We start from the raw sequence: 15,137 nt of genomic DNA, 5'->3' as shown, positions 1-15,137 counted from the left end.
ATCGCAGGCCCGACGCTCAGCCACCGAAGGGAGATTTCAGCTTGTGCCGGGATGACGGAATGTGACCGACTGGGTCCTCCGCCTGATCGACGCCGGCGGCTATTGGGGCATTTTCCTGCTGATGGTGCTGGAGAATGTGTTTCCGCCGATCCCATCGGAACTCATCATGGGTATTGGCGGCATTCGCGTCGGGCAGGGGCGGATGGACATGAGCTGGCTGCTGTTCGCAGGCACCGTCGGCACCACGGTCGGCAATTATTTCTGGTATCTGATCGGACACAAGCTGGGCTTTGGCCGCTTGAAACCTCTGGTCGATCGCTATGGTCGTTGGGCGACGCTGGAATGGAAGGATGTCGAGGCGCTCGACCATATTTTCGGCAAATATGGGCAGATTGTCGTCTTCGTGTTCCGCTTCCTGCCCGCCTTCCGCACGATGATCTCGCTGCCGGCCGGGCTGTTCCGCATGGGCCATGCCCGCTTCCTGCTCTGGACGGCGGCCGGCGCGCTCATTTGGAACATCGTCCTTGCCTATGCGGGCTATATGCTGGGGCAGAATTTCCGGGACATCGACAAATATGTGGGACCGGTCGCGACCGCCTGCGTGGTGGGCGCGGTGCTGATCTATCTCTGGAGGCTGGTCACCTGGAAGCCGAGGGGCTGATCACGCCCGGGGGTGGGCATTGCGGTAGATGTCGAGCAGATGCGCCGCGTCCACCTGGGTATAGATTTGCGTCGAGGACAGGCTCGCATGGCCGAGCAGTTCCTGAAGCGAGCGCAGGTCGGCCCCGCGCCCGAGCAAATGCGTAGCGAAGCTGTGCCGCAGCGCATGCGGCGTCGTCCGCTCCGGCAGGCCGAGCCGCCCGCGCGCTCCCTGCACGGCGCGGCGGATGAGGGCAGGGGAGAGCGGACCGCCGCGAGCGCCCCGGAACAGCGGCTCGTCGCGCTCCATCGCGAAGGGGCACATCGCGACATATTGTTCGAGCGCCTCCCGCACCTTGGGGAGCAAGGGGACGATGCGCGTCTTGCCGCGCTTGCCTGTCACCCGCAGCGTCTCGGCGAAAGGCAGCACGGCCCCGGTCAGCCCCATCGCCTCGCCGATGCGCAGCCCCGCGCCGTAAAGCAGCAACAGCACGGCCCAATCGCGCGCGCCGATCCATTGCTCGCGTGCCGTCTCGGCTATGTCCTGCGCCAGCGCGACCGCTTCGTCCGGAGATACGGGCCGGGGCAGGCCACGCTTGACACGCGGACCCTTCAGCAACGGCACACGCGCATCCTCCCCGCCCACGAACTTCAGGAAGCCGCGCACCGCCGAAAGCTCTCGCGCGGCCGACACATTGCCGAGCCCATCCATGCGCCGCACGGTCAGAAAGGCGCGGAGGTCCGCCTGCTCCAGCCCCGATAGCATCGCCGTTGTGACCGGCCCGCCGCGATGCTCCTCCAGAAAGGCGACCAGCCGCTCGGCCGTCGCGACATAGGCGCGGACCGTATGCGTGGAGCGCCGCCGGTCGAGCGCAAGATGCCGCCGCCAACGTTCTACAAGATTGCCAGCCTCCGTCATGGCGGCACTGTAGGCCAGGGAATGGCCCTTGAAAACCGCTCGTAAATGGGCACATGGATGAGATATGGCTACTCCCTTCGATCCGGCCGACCTCCCGACCGGGGCGCTGATGCAGCTTTCCCCGCTGGTGGGACGTGTGCTGGCACCCAACCCCTCCGCCTTCACCTATACGGGAACGCAGACCTATCTGGTGGGCAGGGACGACGTCGCGGTCATCGATCCGGGTCCCGATGGTCCGGAGCATCTGGCTGCATTGCTGGCGGCGATCGGCAGCCGGCCGGTCAAGGCGATCGTCTGCACCCACACCCATCGCGATCATAGCCCTGCCGCACGGCCGCTGAGCGAACGGACGGGCGCGCCGATCATCGGCTGCGCGCCGCTGACGCTGGACGATGACGGCCCGCGCGCCGACGCGGCGTTCGATGCGAGCTACCGGCCTGACCGCGTGCTGGCCGATGGGGAGCAGATCGGCGGCGACGGCTGGACGATCGAAGCGGTGGCGACGCCCGGCCACACCTCCAACCATCTCTGCTTCGCGCTGGGCGAGGAAGCGGCTCTTTTTACCGGCGATCATGTGATGGGCTGGTCCACCAGCGTGGTCTCGCCGCCCGATGGCGACATGGCCGCCTACATGAACTCGATGCAGCGGCTGCTGGATCGAGAGGACGCCATCTATTATCCCGCCCATGGCGATCCGGTCGAGCATCCGCGCCGGCTCGTGCGCGGCATGATGGGCCATCGCAAGCAGCGGGAGGGGCAAATCCTGCGTTTCCTCGAACGCAATGGCGAGAGCAGCATCCCCGAAATGGTGGCGGATATGTATCGTGGCGTCGATCCGCGCCTGCATAGTGCGGCGGGACGATCCGTGCTCGCCCACCTGATCGACCTCGACGGCCGCGGCCTCGCCGCTGCGGCGGGGGATGGGCGATGGCAGTTACGCTGAAGCGGCATGCCGGCGCGGTCGTCGCCGCGCTTCTGATCCTGCTGGTGGGAGCGGCGATGCTGATCGGCTGGCAACGCTATCAGCGCGACTATGCGGTGACGGTGGAGGATGACGGTTCGGCTGTCACCCGGGTCATCGCCGAACGGCTCGCCGGATCATCCCGCCTGAAGGTCGCCGACCTCTCCGGCACGATCCAGAGCACGGCGCAGGATGTGCGCGGCTTCGGCTTGCTGAAGTCCGATCAGCTGGTGAAGATGCCGTTCTCGGTCGACTATTATATCGATGTCGGCGGCATCGGCGCGAGCGATCTCGAGTGGAATGAGAAGACCCGCACGCTCATCGTCAACGCCCCCGATGTGACGGCAGGCCGCGCCAATGTGGATGAGAGCCGCCGCACGCTTGTCCGGACCAATGGTCTGTTCGTCACGCGCCAGGCTGGCGAGGAACTTAGCCGCCGCACCTCCGCTCATGCCCAGAGCCGTGCCGAGAAGGAAGCGCGTGCCCCCGAACGCATGGCGCAGGCGCGCCAGTTCGGCCGGGCGGCGCTGTCCAAGCTGATCGGTGCGCCGCTGGGCGCGATCGGCTATAATGACGCGCGGGTGATCGTCACCTTCCCGCCCGAGCGCGCCGGCCGCAACCCGGAGCAGTGGGACGTGACCACGCCGATCAATGAGGTACTGGCAAACAGGCGCCGCTCAGGCTAGGGCGCGCTGCAATCAGCCCTTGAGGAGTAGGGTAGGGACATGAACGCTATCACCGGAATCCCGCAGGGTATCGACCTGCGCGCGGAAATCGACCGCCTGCGCAAGGAGCGCAATGCCGTCATCCTCGGCCATTATTACCAGAAGCCCGAAATCCAGGACCTGTCCGATTTTGTCGGCGACAGCCTGGAATTGTCGCGCAAGGCAGCCGAGACGGATGCCGACGTGATCGCCTTTTGCGGGGTGCGCTTCATGGCGGAGACGGCAAAGATCCTGAGCCCCGAGAAGATCGTCGTGCTGCCGGACATGGATGCCGGTTGCAGCCTTGAAGACAGTTGCCCCCCCACGCAGTTCAAGGCGTTCCGGGAAGCGCATCCCGATCATATCGCCTTGAGCTACATCAACTGCTCGGCCGAAGTGAAGGCGCTCAGCGACATCATCGTCACCAGTTCTTCGGCGGAAAAAATCCTGTCGCAGATCCCCAGGGATCAGAAGATCATCTTCGGCCCCGATAAGCATCTGGGCGGCTATCTCTCCCGCAAGCTGGGCCGCGAAATGCTGCTATGGCCGGGCGTCTGCATCGTGCACGAGGCGTTCAGCGAAACCGAACTGCTGAAGCTCAAGGCGCAGCATCCCGGCGCGCCGATCGCCGCGCACCCGGAATGCCCGCCCCACATCGTCGATCATGCCGACTATATCGGCTCGACCAGCGGCATCCTCGACTTTTCGAAGAAGATGCCAGGCGACACGCTGATCGTCGCGACCGAACCGCACATCATCCACCAGATGCAGAAGGCGGTGCCGGAAAAGACCTTCATCGGCGCGCCGGGTGCTGATGGGAACTGCAACTGCAACATCTGCCCCTATATGGCGCTCAACACGATGGAGAAGCTCTACCTCGCGCTGCGCGATCTTCAGCCGCGCATCGAGATGGAGGAGGGCCTGCGCCTCGCCGCCAAGAAGAGCCTCGACCGCATGCTGGAAATGGCAAGCGGCACGGTTGGGCAGGGTGATCTGGGCTCGCGCTGATGGAGCAGATGGTGACAGCCGTGGAGGTTGCGCGCAGCCACGGTATTTCGGACAAGCGCCTGCGTGGCGTGCTGCGATTGGAATGGCCCTGGCCGCGCCGCAAACATGACTATTGGACATTCCCAGCCGGCAGCGAGCAGGCGGTGAAGATGGACAGCATCGCCCGGAGACTTGCCAACCCATGACCTTCTCCCTCCCCGGCTTCGACCTCGACGCCTTTGTCGCGGCAACCCTCGCCGAAGACCTCGGTCCCCATGGCCGCGATGTCACCAGCGAGGCCGTTATCCCCGCCGATGCGGTCTTCGATGGCGTGATGGACAGCCGGGACGCCGCAACCCTGGCGGGCCTGCCGATCGCGGCGGCTTTCTTCCGCGCGCTCGACCCGGATGTGGAGATCGAACTGCTGCGGCAGGATGGCGACCGCGTTTCCGCGGGCTCCGACATCATGCGCATCCGTGGCAAGGCGCGCGCGATGCTGACGGCCGAGCGCTCGGCGCTCAACACGGTGCAGCATCTGACCGGCATCGCCACCATGACCCGCGCCTATGTGGACGCGATACTCGGTTCGGGCACTACCCTGCTGGACACCCGCAAGACGATTCCGGGGCTGCGCGTGCTGGAGAAATATGCGACGCGCATGGGCGGCGCGACCAATCACCGCATGGGCCTGTGGGACGCGGCGATGATCAAGGACAATCACATCGCGGTCGCCGGATCGGTGGAGGAGGCGGTGCGCCGCGCCGCCGCGGCCGGTATCGCCAGCATCATCGTCGAGGTTGACCGCGTCGATCAGATCGAACCGGCCCTCGCCGCCGGGGCCACGCATCTGCTGCTCGACAATATGGACGCGCCCACGCTGCGCGGCGCGGTGACGCTGGTCGGCGGGCGGGTGCCCACGGAGGCTTCCGGCGGCGTGACGCTGGAAACTATCCGCGCCAAGGCGGATACTGGCGTCACCTACATCAGCGTCGGCCGCCTCACCCAGTCAGCGCCGGCCGCCGACATCGGGCTGGACTTCGCCTTTGCCTAGATTTCTCCTGCTCTTGCTGTTGCCCGCCTTCCCGGGCACGGCAGCGGCGCAAGCGGTTCAATGCCGATTGCCGACCTCCATTCCGCGGCCCCGACCTGATCTGCCGACGGAGCGCGAACCGCGCCGTTTCCTGCCCACCGGCGGCTACACCCTCGCTCTCTCCTGGTCGCCGCAATATTGCGCGGGCGCTCGCGCCGCTGCGGACAGTTTCCAGTGCGGCGGCCGCGGCGGCAGGTTCGGCTTCACCCTGCACGGCCTGTGGCCGGATGGCAGTGGCAAGAGGTGGCCGCAATATTGCCGCTCCACCGATCTCGTCCCGCCGGCGGTGATCCGGCAGAATCTGTGCGCCACCCCCTCGGCCCAGCTGATCCAGCATGAATGGGCCAAGCACGGCAGCTGCATGACGACCAAGCCGGAGCTCTATTTCAATCTGGCGCGCACCTTGTACGGCTCGATCCGCTATCCGGACATGGCGGCGCTGGCCCGGCGCAAGGCGTTGACCGTGGGGCAGTTCGCCAAGGCCTTCGCCGCCGCCAATCAGGGCATGCGGCCCGACATGCTGCGGGTGATGACGACGCGCGACAATCGGCTGAGCGAAGTGGCGCTCTGCATGAACCGGGCGATGGAGTTCGCCCGTTGCCCGGCTCATCAACGAGGCGCTGCGAATGGCAGCGCGCTGCGGATCACGCGCTAACCGTCGATCGTCGCCGTCGCAGGATGGTGCCTGTCGAGATGCTTGCGGATGATCCGCAGATTCTTGCTGTTGGATTTGTAGAGAAAGTCGAACACATCGCCGGCAAAGGGAATGGCGCCGACCACCGTGTCGATGCCGACATTGGCCGCCATGCGGGTAAGCTGCCATTTCGACATGCCGAGGTTGCGCGCTTCCCACACGATCCATGCGCCCATTGCTGCCGTGGCGATGTCGCCGACTACGGGAACAAGGCCGATCAGGCTGTCCAGCCCCACCCGCCTTCTCGTGCCTGGAATGACGAACAAACCTTCCAGCAAGGCCTCCATCGTCTCGATCCGCTTGCGTACGGAAGCGGGATCGCGCCCGAAGCCCGGCACATCGCGCACCATGCGCTCAAACTGATCCTGAGAAAACGCCATCGCCTGTCCTCCGGCTCCCTAGTTGGTGCTGCGGAAAAGATGGTTCAATGGGTGGCGCGCGCGGGGGGAGGGAAGAAAGCCGTTCAGCCGATCCGCCACGAGCGACCAGCGCACCGGCGCACCGAGCGCTATGAAGCCGTTATGCGCCTGCATCAGCGCTTCGGCCTGGGCGACGCGGGCCATCCGCTCCTCCCCGCTGCTGGCAAGGCTCGCCGCCTGCAACTGCGCATCCGCCTCGGCCGAGCAATGCACCTTGCGCGCGCAACCGATGCGGCCGAGATACCAGAGCGCGCTGTCATAGGCGGCGACCTCATCGACCAGCCGCAGGTCCGCCTCCTTGTCCAGCGATACGCGCTCGGCCGGGAGGCCGATGAGTCCCAGATCGTGGCGGATCAGCCCGAACAACATGGTGGCGCCCGCCCCATCGGGCAGTGCGATGCGCAAGGCCGGGGGGTCGCCATGATCGCTGCGCCAGCGGGTCATCACCGCCTGCGCCTGCGCGCGCCGATCCTCTATCGCCAGGTTGGACCAGTCAGGCTGAGCCGGGGGCACGGGCAGATCGAGCTGCATCGGCAAAATCTGCTCGGTTGTCGCCCAGCCGCCGAGCGGGAACATGGCAGGCAGCTGGCTGCGGTCGATCGTCATGTTGATCGCCCGGCGGACGCCGTCGTCGTCCAGCAGCTTGCCCTTGCCCGTGATCGCCAGCCCCAGCAGCCCCCGCACCGGGTCGATCCTTACCGCGTCGCGATCGACACCCGCTGGCACAAGCAGCGGCAGGTCCGAAAAGCGTCCGCCCAGCACCAGCGCGGCCTTTCCCTGCTGGAAGCGCATGACGGCCAGCGCGGCCCGTTCCGTCCGCAGGACGCGCGTTTGCCAGGCCGGCAGCGGCAATTCCTCGCCTTCCTCATTGGTGGGCCGATCGACGGGGGTCAGCACCCATGTCCGGTTGCGCAGTTCGGTCCGGTAGGGACCCGTGCCACCCTCCCGCGAGAGGATCGCCATCTGCGGCTGCGCCAGCATCTGAAGCAGATAGGGCCGGGGTGCGGCAAGCCGGATCTCGATAACTTCGCCAGTCATTGCGACAACGTCGCGCACGGCGTCCAGCGGTCCGTCCGGATCCAGCCGACGCAGGCTCTCGATCCGGGACATCAGGATGCGCTCGACATCCTTGGCCGTGACCCGGCTGCCGTCGGGCCAATTGGCCCTCCGCAGGCGGAAAATATAGCTTCGGCCGTCATCCTCCACGATCCAGCGCTGCGCGAGCGCGGGCAATATCTCTCCGCCGGCGTCGAAGGCGACAAGACCCTGCGCCGTCGCCTCCAGGAACAGCTTGGCGCCGGGGCCGGGGAGCCGCTCAAGCGGCCGCGTAAAGTCGTTGGGAGAGCCGATCACGCTGACCGTCACAGGGCCGCTGCCTTCATCGGTACAGCCTGCCAGCATCGCCAGGCACAGCGCCATGCCGCCGATCATCATGCGGCGTGCTGCGCGTCGGCGGGGGAGGATGGAAGACATGGACGGATAAGGCTTAACCTGCCAGCGCGCGTGCGCCAACCATGATGATATTTTAATGCGGAGCGGACGGTTTCGCGCGCGGCTGTCCCATAGCGGAACAGGATTTTGTTAACCATGACAGCGCATTGGCGGGCTGTGCCGCCGCGCCTATAGCTTTGGTTATGCGTCTATTGTCTACTCTCCTGCTCGTTTCCGCCGCGATAGGCGCCACCGCTCTGGCGCAGGGTACGGCGACCCCCTTTGTCGTGGCGGAAAGCGGGCGCGGCTTTGCGTCGCTTGGCGAAGCGGTGCGGGCTATCGGCAACGGCAGGGGCACGGTGCTGATCGCCGCGGGCACTTATGGCCAATGCGCGGTACAGGACGGCGGCGATGTGACGATCCGTGCCCAGACCGCCGGTTCGGTGATCCTGAACGGCGTGGCTTGTGAGGGGAAGGCCGCGCTTGTCCTGCGCGGGCGGTCAAGCGTGATCGATGGCATCGTGTTCCAGAACCTGCGGGTTCCAGACGGCAATGGCGCGGGCATCCGGCTGGAACGCGGCAATCTGACCGTCACCAACAGCCTGTTCCGCAATAGCGAGGAAGGCATTTTGACTGGCGACTCGCCGCGAGAAAGCGTGCGGATCGACAAATCGACCTTCCGCCATCTTGGCCGCTGCGACCGCGACCTCGCCTGTGCGCATGGCATCTATGTTGGAAATTACGGCAGCCTGACCGTCACCCGCTCCCGATTCGATCAGGGCGATGGCGGCCATTATCTGAAGACTCGCACGTCGCGCGTCACCATCACGGACAACAGCTTCGACGACAGCGCGGGGCGGCTCACCAACTATATGATCGACCTGTCGAACGGCGCCGGCGGGCTGATCAGCGGGAACGAGATGGTGCAGGGCCGCAACAAGGACAATTACAGCGCCTTTATCACCGTCGCACCGGAAGGGCGGGAGCATGACAGCAGCGGGCTGTCGATCGTCAACAACAGCGCGCGCTTCGTGCCAGGCCTGCAACGCAACAGCAGCTTCGTCGCCAATTTCACGGACGATGCCGTCCAGATCGGTGCCAATCGCCTGGCCCCCGGGATCAAGACGTCCGACCGCCGCTGAGCGGCTGCCTTGCCTCGGGGCGTCATGCGCGCGATAGGGCGGGCATGCGCACGACTTATGGTTCCGCTACTGTCCGTCTCTACCATCTGAGCGATGCTCAGGAGGGCGGCGCTGCCACGACGCTCTTCTACGGGCCGCTGAGCGAGGCGATGCTCATTGCCGAGCAGCAGCCGCAGGATGTGCAGGACGGGTTGTTCCTCGCGACCGACAATGATGTGGTGGCTTATCTCGATCTCATAGAGGGTTAGCTCCTCCCGCGCCTTCATCGAGCTGCAACAGCTGGAACAAAGGCCGCGAATGCCGGTTGAATCCTGCATTGGCGGCGGGCGTCAGTTGCGGCTTCGCAAGGGCCGTGAGGAGAGAAATGTCATGGTCACATTGACCCCGCTGGAAGTCGGTCTGGCACTTCTGGCCCTTATTCTGGTGGCCGCGGTCGCTGTGCTGGTGATCAGCAACCGGCGCCGCGCCAATCTCCGCGCCAAGTTCGGTCCGGAATATAGCCGCACGCTCGAAGCGACCGGCAGCACGCGCAAGGCAGAAGCCGAATTGCAGGAGCGTGAGAAGCGCGTTGCCGCCTTCACCATCCGTCCCCTGTCGCCCCAGCAGGCCGATGCCTTTACCGAGGCCTGGGTGCGCGTGCAGGCCCAGTTCGTCGATGACCCGCAGGGTGCGGTGACCCGCGCCGACGCGCTCCTCACCGAAGTCATGGAGGTGCGCGGCTATCCCATCGGCGATTTCGAGCAGCGTTCGGCCGACCTGTCGGTCGATCATCCCGAGGTCGTGCAAAATTATCGCAGCGCCCATGACATCGCCGTCCGTCATGCGCGTGGCGAAGCCAATACCGAAGATCTGCGCCGGGCGATGATCCACTATCGTGCGCTGTTCGACGATCTGGTGCACGAGCCGGTAGATCACCGCAACGCCCCGCCCGTCGGACGATTGCGAGAAGCTGATCGCAGGCATGACCCCCGCTAAGTAACGGAAGAAAGGGGTCGGCGTAGTTCGCCGGCCCCCTTCGCCTTATCCATCCGCGAAACCGAAGGGCGCGTTTGCGCGCCGGAAATCTTCCGGCAGCATGTCGCGCCCGATCGGTGGAGCGGATCGGGCCATGCACTGGCTCCGGTGGCAGAGGCGGCAGGTGACGCCGATGGGGGTCGGCTCGCCGGGCTGCGCGCCCGCCGTGTAGGTCAGCTTGTGCGCATGTTCGGCCGAGCAGCACAGGGCGATCGCCCGCTCGATGCGCGCCGTCCCCCAGCTGCCGCCGCCCGCCGTTACGGTCCTTGCGATGGAAAAGAAGCGCTGCCCGTCCGGCAGTTCCAGCCATTGGGTGAGGACTTCGCGCGGCCGTTCGAAGGCGCGATGGACGCTCCACAGCGGACAGGAGCCGCCGTGGCGGGCAAAGGGGAAGCCGGCACTGTCCAGCCGTTTGCTGACATTGCCTGCCTGATCGACGCGCAGGAAGAAGAAGGGTACGCGCTCATGCCCCGGCTTCTGCAGCGTGGTCATCCGGTGCGCCGTTTGTTCAAAGCTGGTGCCGAACTGCCGGGCGAGCGCCTCCACATCATAGCGGCGCGTCTCAACCGCCTTGGCAAAGGCGGTATAGGGCATCAGGATAGCGGCGGCGCCGTAGCTGGCGAGTGCCCGCCGTGTCAGGCGGCGCCCGCTTTCGCTGATGAAGTGGCCGTCCTTCAGCACGGCGTCGAACTGGCGCCGCATCTCGAGATAGGCGGTCTGCAGAGCGAGCTGAAAGGCGGTGCTCGCTCCGTCGAGCCGATCGTCGAGCAGGACCGCGTCGCGATGTCTATCCAGCCGCCGGACCGATCCTGCCATGACATCGGCGGGAAGGCGTCGGACCCGCAGATTGTGCTTCGCCTTGAGCCAGGCCCCAAGCCCACCCGCCGCCTCCGCTTCAGAGGCGAGTTTCTCGCCCGCATCGTCCAGCAGCGGAAAGCTGTTCCGTCGGGCGCCCAGAAAACGGCGCGATTCGGCGACGGGGTCGGACGCCTCGGCATCATCCTGACCGAGGCCGCGATCGGCGAGGGCCAACTGTTCCTCCCGATAGGCCGTGTGCAGGCGCAGCAAGGCTTCGGTGATCCCCGGATAGTTGACCGCGACATCGCCGGTGGCGAGCGTCGGCAGATCGATGTCGGCGAACATCGGGTCCTTCAGCACCGCCTGCAGTCGTGCGGCCTGCTCCGCGCCGCCATCGCCGGCAAGTTCCCCCATGTCCATCTTGTAGGTGCGGGCCAGCCGCAGCAGCATGTCCGCAGTGAGCGGCCGCTGATTGCGCTCCAGCAGCGCGACATAGCTGGCCGAAATCTCCAGATCGGTTGCCATGTCGGACTGGGTCAGGCCCAGTTCGCGCCGCAGCCGTCGCAGCCGCGGTCCCATATATACTGGACGATCCCTCGCCATTCTGTCGCTCCTGTACGATCCTTACAGCTTTACAGCAGAAGTTTGTAAAGATCGACAACTGAACCTCGCACGCTCTGCCACGGCACAAGATGCCCGCCTAGATGAAGGTCATATATTGCCAAGCGACCGAGGAATTGTTCATGACCTACAGCCAGGAAATCACGAGGGCCGACACCGTCATCAGCGGTCAGGGTCATTGGGACGGGATCGCGCCCGAATCGGTTGCGCGCATGCGTCTGCAGAACCGCTTCCACACCGGCCTCGATATCGCGCGCTACACTGCCCGCATCATGCGCCGCGACATGGCCGCCTATGACGCCGATCCGGCGAACTACACCCAGTCGCTGGGCTGCTGGCACGGCTTCATCGGCCAGCAGAAGATGATCTCCATCAAGAAGCATTTTGGCACCACCAAGGGCCGCTACCTCTATCTCTCGGGCTGGATGGTTGCCGCGCTCCGCAGCGAGTTCGGCCCGCTGCCCGATCAGTCGATGCACGAAAAGACCAGCGTTCCGGCGCTGATCGAGGAACTCTACACCTTCCTGCGTCAGGCTGACGCTCGTGAGCTGGGCATGATGTTCCGGGATCTCGACGCCGCCCGCGAAGCCGGCGACGAGGTCAAGGCGCAAAAGATCAGCCACGACATCGACAATTACGAAACCCACATCGTTCCGATCATCGCGGACATCGACGCGGGCTTCGGCAATGCCGAGGCGACCTATCTGCTCGCCAAGAAGTTCATCGAGGCGGGCGCCTGCTGCATCCAGATCGAGAATCAGGTGTCCGACGAAAAGCAGTGCGGCCATCAGGACGGCAAGGTTACCGTCCCGCACGAGGATTTCCTCGCGAAGATTCGCGCGGTGCGCTACGCCTTCCTCGAACTCGGTATCGACGATGGCATCATCGTCGCCCGTACCGACTCGCTTGGCGCCGGCCTGACCAAGCAGATCGCCTACAGCAAGGAAGATGGCGATCTGGGCGACCAGTATAACAGCTTCCTAGACGTCGAGGAGGTCACCGACATCACCACGCTGCGCGGCGATGTCGTGCTGGCTCGTGAAGGCAAGTTGTTCCGTCCCAAGCGCCTGCCGTCCAACCTCTTTCAGTTCCGCAGCGGCACGGGCGAGGATCGCGTCGTGCTCGACTGCATCACCTCGCTCCAGAACGGCGCGGATCTGCTGTGGATCGAAACCGAAAAGCCCCACGTCGAGCAGATCGCCGGCATGGTCGACCGCATCCGCGAAGTCGTCCCCAACGCGAAGCTGGTCTACAACAACTCCCCGTCGTTCAACTGGACGCTCAACTTCCGCCAGCAGGTGTTCGATGCCTGGACCGCCGAGGGCAAGGACGTCAGCGCCTACGACCGCGCCAAGCTGATGAGTGCCGATTATGATGCCACCGATCTGGGCCGTGAGGCTGATGAGAAGATCCGCACCTTCCAGCGGGATGCGGCGGCGCGGGCCGGCATCTTCCATCACCTCATCACCCTGCCGACCTATCACACGGCTGCGCTCAGCACCGACAATCTCGCCAGGGAATATTTCGGTGAAGCGGGCATGCTCGGCTATGTCGAGGGCGTCCAGCGCAAGGAAATCCGCCAGGGTATCGCCTGCGTCAAGCACCAGAATATGGCGGGGTCCGACATCGGCGATGATCATAAGGAATATTTCGCCGGCGAAGCCGCGCTCAAGGCCGGCGGCGCGCACAACACGATGAACCAGTTTGCAGCCTAAAGGCTGCGGGGGAACTAGTTTGCAGCCTAAAGGCTGCAGGGGAACCAGTTTGCAGCCTGATCGCTGCTGAACGATCCGGGTCGCGAGGGTGCTAGCCTCGCGATCAGGGTGGAAGGACTGGACGGCCCGGAGATTCGCACTTCGGGCCGTTTTTTGGGGTCGGCCGGTTTGCGGCTTTCATGCCGCATCAGGGACGACTATCCTGCCTTGCCGCCTGAAGGGAAAAGCGCATGTCCTATACGCTCATCACCGCGAACCGGAATTATTCGAGCTGGTCGCTGCGTCCATGGGTGCTGATGAAGGCGCTATCCATTCCCTTCGTCGATCGGATCGAGCCTTTCGCCTCGGCTGAAAATCACGCGGCCTTCCGCGCCTTCTCTCCATCCGGCCAGGTGCCGGTGCTGATCGACGGTGATCGCACCATTTGGGATTCGCTCGGCATCCTCCTCTACCTTGCCGACCGGCACCCCGGCGTCTGGCCGGAAGGGGAGGCCGCACGGGCCTGGGCGCAGTCGGCGGTCGCGGAAATGCATAGCGGCTTTGCGGTCCTGCGCGCCGACTGCCCGATGAATGTCGGCGTCAGGGTCGAAACCCATCTGCCGTCGGCCGCGCTCAACCGCAATATCGCGCGGCTGAAAGAGTTGTGGGAGGAGGGACTTTCCCGGTTCGGCGGCCCGTTCCTCGCCGGAGAGCATTTTTCAGCGGTCGATGCCTTCTATGCGCCGGTGGTCTTTCGCGTGCGCACCTATGATCTGGATGTCGGACCGGCGGCGCGCGCCTGGGTCGATTTCATGCTGGAGCAGCCGGCCATGCGCGAATGGGAGGCGGCGGCGCTCGCCGAAACATGGCGGGAGGACAGTCACGAGGCGGAGGTGGGCGCAGCCGGCCGCGTCGTGGAGGATCATCGCGCCGCCTGAACCGTTGACGTCGCGTCCTCCGCGAGGCCGCTATCGACGGGAGCAGGAAAAATTGACCGCTTTCCCTCTTTTCGCCTGTCCTGTCTGGGTCTAGGGGGATGAGCTATGGGTAAATCGCGCACGCTGTATGAGAAGATTTGGGACGCGCATGTCGTTGAACGCCGTCCCGATGGAACCTGCCTGATCTATATCGATCGCCACCTCGTGCATGAGGTGACGTCGCCGCAGGCGTTCGAGGGGCTTCGCCTTGCCGGACGCAAGGTGCGCCGCCCCGACCTGACCCTTGCCGTGCCGGATCACAATCTGCCGACCACGCCGCGCCGTGACGCAAAGGGGCATCGTATCCCGATCGCTGATCCCGAAAGCGCGCAGCAGCTTGCCGCGCTGGAGAAGAACGCGCCCGAGTTCGGTGTGCGCCTGATCGGTGACGCCGACCCGGAACAGGGCATCGTCCATGTCGTGGGGCCGGAACAGGGGTTCACGCTGCCCGGCACGACTTTGGTCTGCGGTGACAGCCACACCAGTTCGCACGGCGCGCTCGGCGCGTTGGCCTTCGGCATCGGCACGTCGGAGGTCGAGCATGTGCTCGCCACCCAGACGCTGCTCCTGAAGCAATCGAAGACGATGGAAGTCGTGGTCGAGGGCGAGCTGGGCTTTGGTGTCATGCCCAAGGATGTGGCGCTGGCGATCTGCGGCCGTATCGGCACCGCGGGCGGCACCGGCTATGTCATGGAATATCGCGGTTCGGTTTTCCGCGACATGTCGGTCGAGGGTCGCCTCACCGTAGCCAACATGTCGATCGAAGCGGGCGCGCGCTCCGGCTTGTTCGCGCCGGATGAGAAGACCTTCGCCTATCTCAGGGACCGCCCGATGGCGCCCAAGGGAGCCGATTGGGACGCCGCCGTCGCCTATTGGAAGACGCTGCACACCGACGAGGGCGCCGTCTTCGACAAGACCGTCGTAATTGACGCCGCCGAGATCGTGCCGAACGTCACCTGGGGCACCAGCCCGGAGGACGTCGTGCCGGTGACCGGTGTTGTGCCCGACCCGCAGAGCTTCGCCGACGCGTCCAAGCGCGCCGCTGCG

The 15,137-nt window shown here is 65.2% G+C and carries 17 protein-coding genes; 13 read left to right on the top strand and 4 right to left on the bottom strand.

The window, feature by feature from the left end; translation table 11 throughout:
- Window positions 1-61 precede the first annotated feature (61 nt).
- Window positions 62-661 (top strand): DedA family protein, encoded by a 600-nt coding sequence (locus L858_RS0104205; protein WP_022681897.1) that lies wholly within the window; start codon window positions 62-64, stop codon window positions 659-661.
- Here L858_RS0104205 and L858_RS0104200 read toward each other — a convergent pair whose 3' ends face one another.
- Window positions 662-1,558: a tyrosine recombinase XerC gene (locus tag L858_RS0104200; RefSeq protein ID WP_022681896.1), complete on the bottom strand. Its 897-nt coding sequence runs from the start codon at window positions 1,556-1,558 to the stop codon at window positions 662-664.
- A gap of 64 nt (window positions 1,559-1,622) precedes the next feature.
- On the opposite strand from L858_RS0104200, the gene L858_RS0104195 reads away from it, so the two are divergent.
- The 6 genes from L858_RS0104195 to L858_RS0104170 are packed head-to-tail and all read left to right on the top strand — an operon-like array spanning window position 1,623 to window position 5,955.
- Complete coding sequence (locus L858_RS0104195; protein ID WP_022681895.1) at window positions 1,623-2,501, top strand: MBL fold metallo-hydrolase; 879 nt, start codon at window positions 1,623-1,625, stop codon at window positions 2,499-2,501.
- Window positions 2,486-3,205, top strand: a complete 720-nt coding sequence (locus L858_RS0104190; RefSeq protein WP_022681894.1) for a DUF4230 domain-containing protein — start codon at window positions 2,486-2,488, stop codon at window positions 3,203-3,205. Before L858_RS0104195 ends, L858_RS0104190 begins: the two co-directional genes overlap by 16 nt.
- 39 nt (window positions 3,206-3,244) lie before the next feature.
- Window positions 3,245-4,231 (top strand): quinolinate synthase NadA, encoded by a 987-nt coding sequence (nadA, locus tag L858_RS0104185; RefSeq protein WP_022681893.1) that lies wholly within the window; start codon window positions 3,245-3,247, stop codon window positions 4,229-4,231.
- An 8-nt stretch (window positions 4,232-4,239) separates the two neighbouring features.
- Window positions 4,240-4,416, top strand: a complete 177-nt coding sequence (locus tag L858_RS0104180) for a hypothetical protein (protein ID WP_238564921.1) — start codon at window positions 4,240-4,242, stop codon at window positions 4,414-4,416.
- On the top strand, window positions 4,413-5,261 hold the full coding sequence (nadC, locus tag L858_RS0104175; RefSeq protein WP_022681891.1) for a carboxylating nicotinate-nucleotide diphosphorylase: 849 nt from the start codon (window positions 4,413-4,415) through the stop codon (window positions 5,259-5,261). The genes L858_RS0104180 and nadC overlap by 4 nt, the downstream gene beginning before the upstream one ends.
- The gene (locus tag L858_RS0104170) at window positions 5,254-5,955 is read left to right on the top strand and encodes a ribonuclease T2 family protein (RefSeq protein WP_028055801.1); all 702 of its coding nucleotides are present in this window, start codon (window positions 5,254-5,256) and stop codon (window positions 5,953-5,955) included. Before nadC ends, L858_RS0104170 begins: the two co-directional genes overlap by 8 nt.
- Here the strand turns inward: L858_RS0104170 and L858_RS0104165 are convergent.
- Together L858_RS0104165 and L858_RS0104160 are read right to left on the bottom strand one after the other, a co-directional pair.
- On the bottom strand, window positions 5,952-6,374 hold the full coding sequence (locus L858_RS0104165; protein WP_022681889.1) for a DUF4112 domain-containing protein: 423 nt from the start codon (window positions 6,372-6,374) through the stop codon (window positions 5,952-5,954). The two genes, L858_RS0104170 and L858_RS0104165, sit on opposite strands and share 4 nt — an antisense overlap.
- An 18-nt stretch (window positions 6,375-6,392) precedes the next feature.
- The gene (locus tag L858_RS0104160; protein ID WP_028055800.1) at window positions 6,393-7,886 is read right to left on the bottom strand and encodes an ABC transporter substrate-binding protein; all 1,494 of its coding nucleotides are present in this window, start codon (window positions 7,884-7,886) and stop codon (window positions 6,393-6,395) included.
- A 161-nt stretch (window positions 7,887-8,047) separates the two neighbouring features.
- Here L858_RS0104160 and L858_RS0104155 point away from each other — a divergent pair, with 161 nt between their 5' ends.
- The 3 genes from L858_RS0104155 to L858_RS19655 all read left to right on the top strand — a co-directional run bounded on the left by L858_RS0104155 (window position 8,048) and on the right by L858_RS19655 (window position 9,961).
- Window positions 8,048-8,986: a NosD domain-containing protein gene (locus tag L858_RS0104155; RefSeq protein WP_022681887.1), complete on the top strand. Its 939-nt coding sequence runs from the start codon at window positions 8,048-8,050 to the stop codon at window positions 8,984-8,986.
- A 44-nt stretch (window positions 8,987-9,030) separates the two neighbouring features.
- Complete coding sequence (locus L858_RS0104150; protein ID WP_022681886.1) at window positions 9,031-9,234, top strand: hypothetical protein; 204 nt, start codon at window positions 9,031-9,033, stop codon at window positions 9,232-9,234.
- Window positions 9,235-9,355: 121 nt separating this feature from the next.
- On the top strand, window positions 9,356-9,961 hold the full coding sequence (locus L858_RS19655) for a hypothetical protein (protein ID WP_051132602.1): 606 nt from the start codon (window positions 9,356-9,358) through the stop codon (window positions 9,959-9,961).
- A gap of 45 nt (window positions 9,962-10,006) precedes the next feature.
- Here L858_RS19655 and L858_RS0104140 read toward each other — a convergent pair whose 3' ends face one another.
- On the bottom strand, window positions 10,007-11,401 hold the full coding sequence (locus L858_RS0104140; RefSeq protein WP_022681884.1) for a helix-turn-helix domain-containing protein: 1,395 nt from the start codon (window positions 11,399-11,401) through the stop codon (window positions 10,007-10,009).
- Between the two features lie 140 nt (window positions 11,402-11,541).
- Here L858_RS0104140 and L858_RS0104135 point away from each other — a divergent pair, with 140 nt between their 5' ends.
- The 3 genes from L858_RS0104135 to L858_RS0104125 all read left to right on the top strand — a co-directional run.
- Window positions 11,542-13,134, top strand: a complete 1,593-nt coding sequence (locus L858_RS0104135) for an isocitrate lyase (protein ID WP_028055799.1) — start codon at window positions 11,542-11,544, stop codon at window positions 13,132-13,134.
- Between the two features lie 230 nt (window positions 13,135-13,364).
- Entirely contained in the window at window positions 13,365-14,051 is a 687-nt protein-coding gene (locus L858_RS0104130) for a glutathione S-transferase family protein (RefSeq protein ID WP_022681882.1), read from the top strand.
- Window positions 14,052-14,156: 105 nt separating this feature from the next.
- Window positions 14,157-15,137: aconitase family protein (locus L858_RS0104125; RefSeq protein WP_022681881.1), on the top strand; the 981-nt coding region annotated here is incomplete at its 3' end.

Origin of the sequence: Sphingobium bisphenolivorans (genome assembly GCF_000412635.1) — a bacterium.
Classification (GTDB): Bacteria; Pseudomonadota; Alphaproteobacteria; order Sphingomonadales; family Sphingomonadaceae; genus Sphingobium; species Sphingobium bisphenolivorans.
The sequence above is the reverse complement of the archived record's forward strand: the minus strand, read 5'-3'. Positions and strand labels throughout refer to the sequence as shown.

What these genes read in the sequence shown, in the direction of transcription:
- L858_RS0104200 (WP_022681896.1), bottom strand. Translation starts at nt 1,558, where the DNA reads ATGACGGAGGCTGGCAATCTTGTAGAACGTTGGCGGCGGCATCTTGCG.
- L858_RS0104195 (WP_022681895.1), top strand. Translation starts at nt 1,623, where the DNA reads ATGGCTACTCCCTTCGATCCGGCCGACCTCCCGACCGGGGCGCTGATG.
- L858_RS0104190 (WP_022681894.1), top strand. Translation starts at nt 2,486, where the DNA reads ATGGCAGTTACGCTGAAGCGGCATGCCGGCGCGGTCGTCGCCGCGCTT.
- nadA (WP_022681893.1), top strand. Translation starts at nt 3,245, where the DNA reads ATGAACGCTATCACCGGAATCCCGCAGGGTATCGACCTGCGCGCGGAA.
- L858_RS0104180 (WP_238564921.1), top strand. Translation starts at nt 4,240, where the DNA reads ATGGTGACAGCCGTGGAGGTTGCGCGCAGCCACGGTATTTCGGACAAG.
- nadC (WP_022681891.1), top strand. Translation starts at nt 4,413, where the DNA reads ATGACCTTCTCCCTCCCCGGCTTCGACCTCGACGCCTTTGTCGCGGCA.
- L858_RS0104165 (WP_022681889.1), bottom strand. Translation starts at nt 6,374, where the DNA reads ATGGCGTTTTCTCAGGATCAGTTTGAGCGCATGGTGCGCGATGTGCCG.
- L858_RS0104160 (WP_028055800.1), bottom strand. Translation starts at nt 7,886, where the DNA reads ATGTCTTCCATCCTCCCCCGCCGACGCGCAGCACGCCGCATGATGATC.
- L858_RS0104155 (WP_022681887.1), top strand. Translation starts at nt 8,048, where the DNA reads ATGCGTCTATTGTCTACTCTCCTGCTCGTTTCCGCCGCGATAGGCGCC.
- L858_RS0104150 (WP_022681886.1), top strand. Translation starts at nt 9,031, where the DNA reads ATGCGCACGACTTATGGTTCCGCTACTGTCCGTCTCTACCATCTGAGC.
- L858_RS19655 (WP_051132602.1), top strand. Translation starts at nt 9,356, where the DNA reads ATGGTCACATTGACCCCGCTGGAAGTCGGTCTGGCACTTCTGGCCCTT.
- L858_RS0104140 (WP_022681884.1), bottom strand. Translation starts at nt 11,401, where the DNA reads ATGGCGAGGGATCGTCCAGTATATATGGGACCGCGGCTGCGACGGCTG.
- L858_RS0104135 (WP_028055799.1), top strand. Translation starts at nt 11,542, where the DNA reads ATGACCTACAGCCAGGAAATCACGAGGGCCGACACCGTCATCAGCGGT.
- L858_RS0104130 (WP_022681882.1), top strand. Translation starts at nt 13,365, where the DNA reads ATGTCCTATACGCTCATCACCGCGAACCGGAATTATTCGAGCTGGTCG.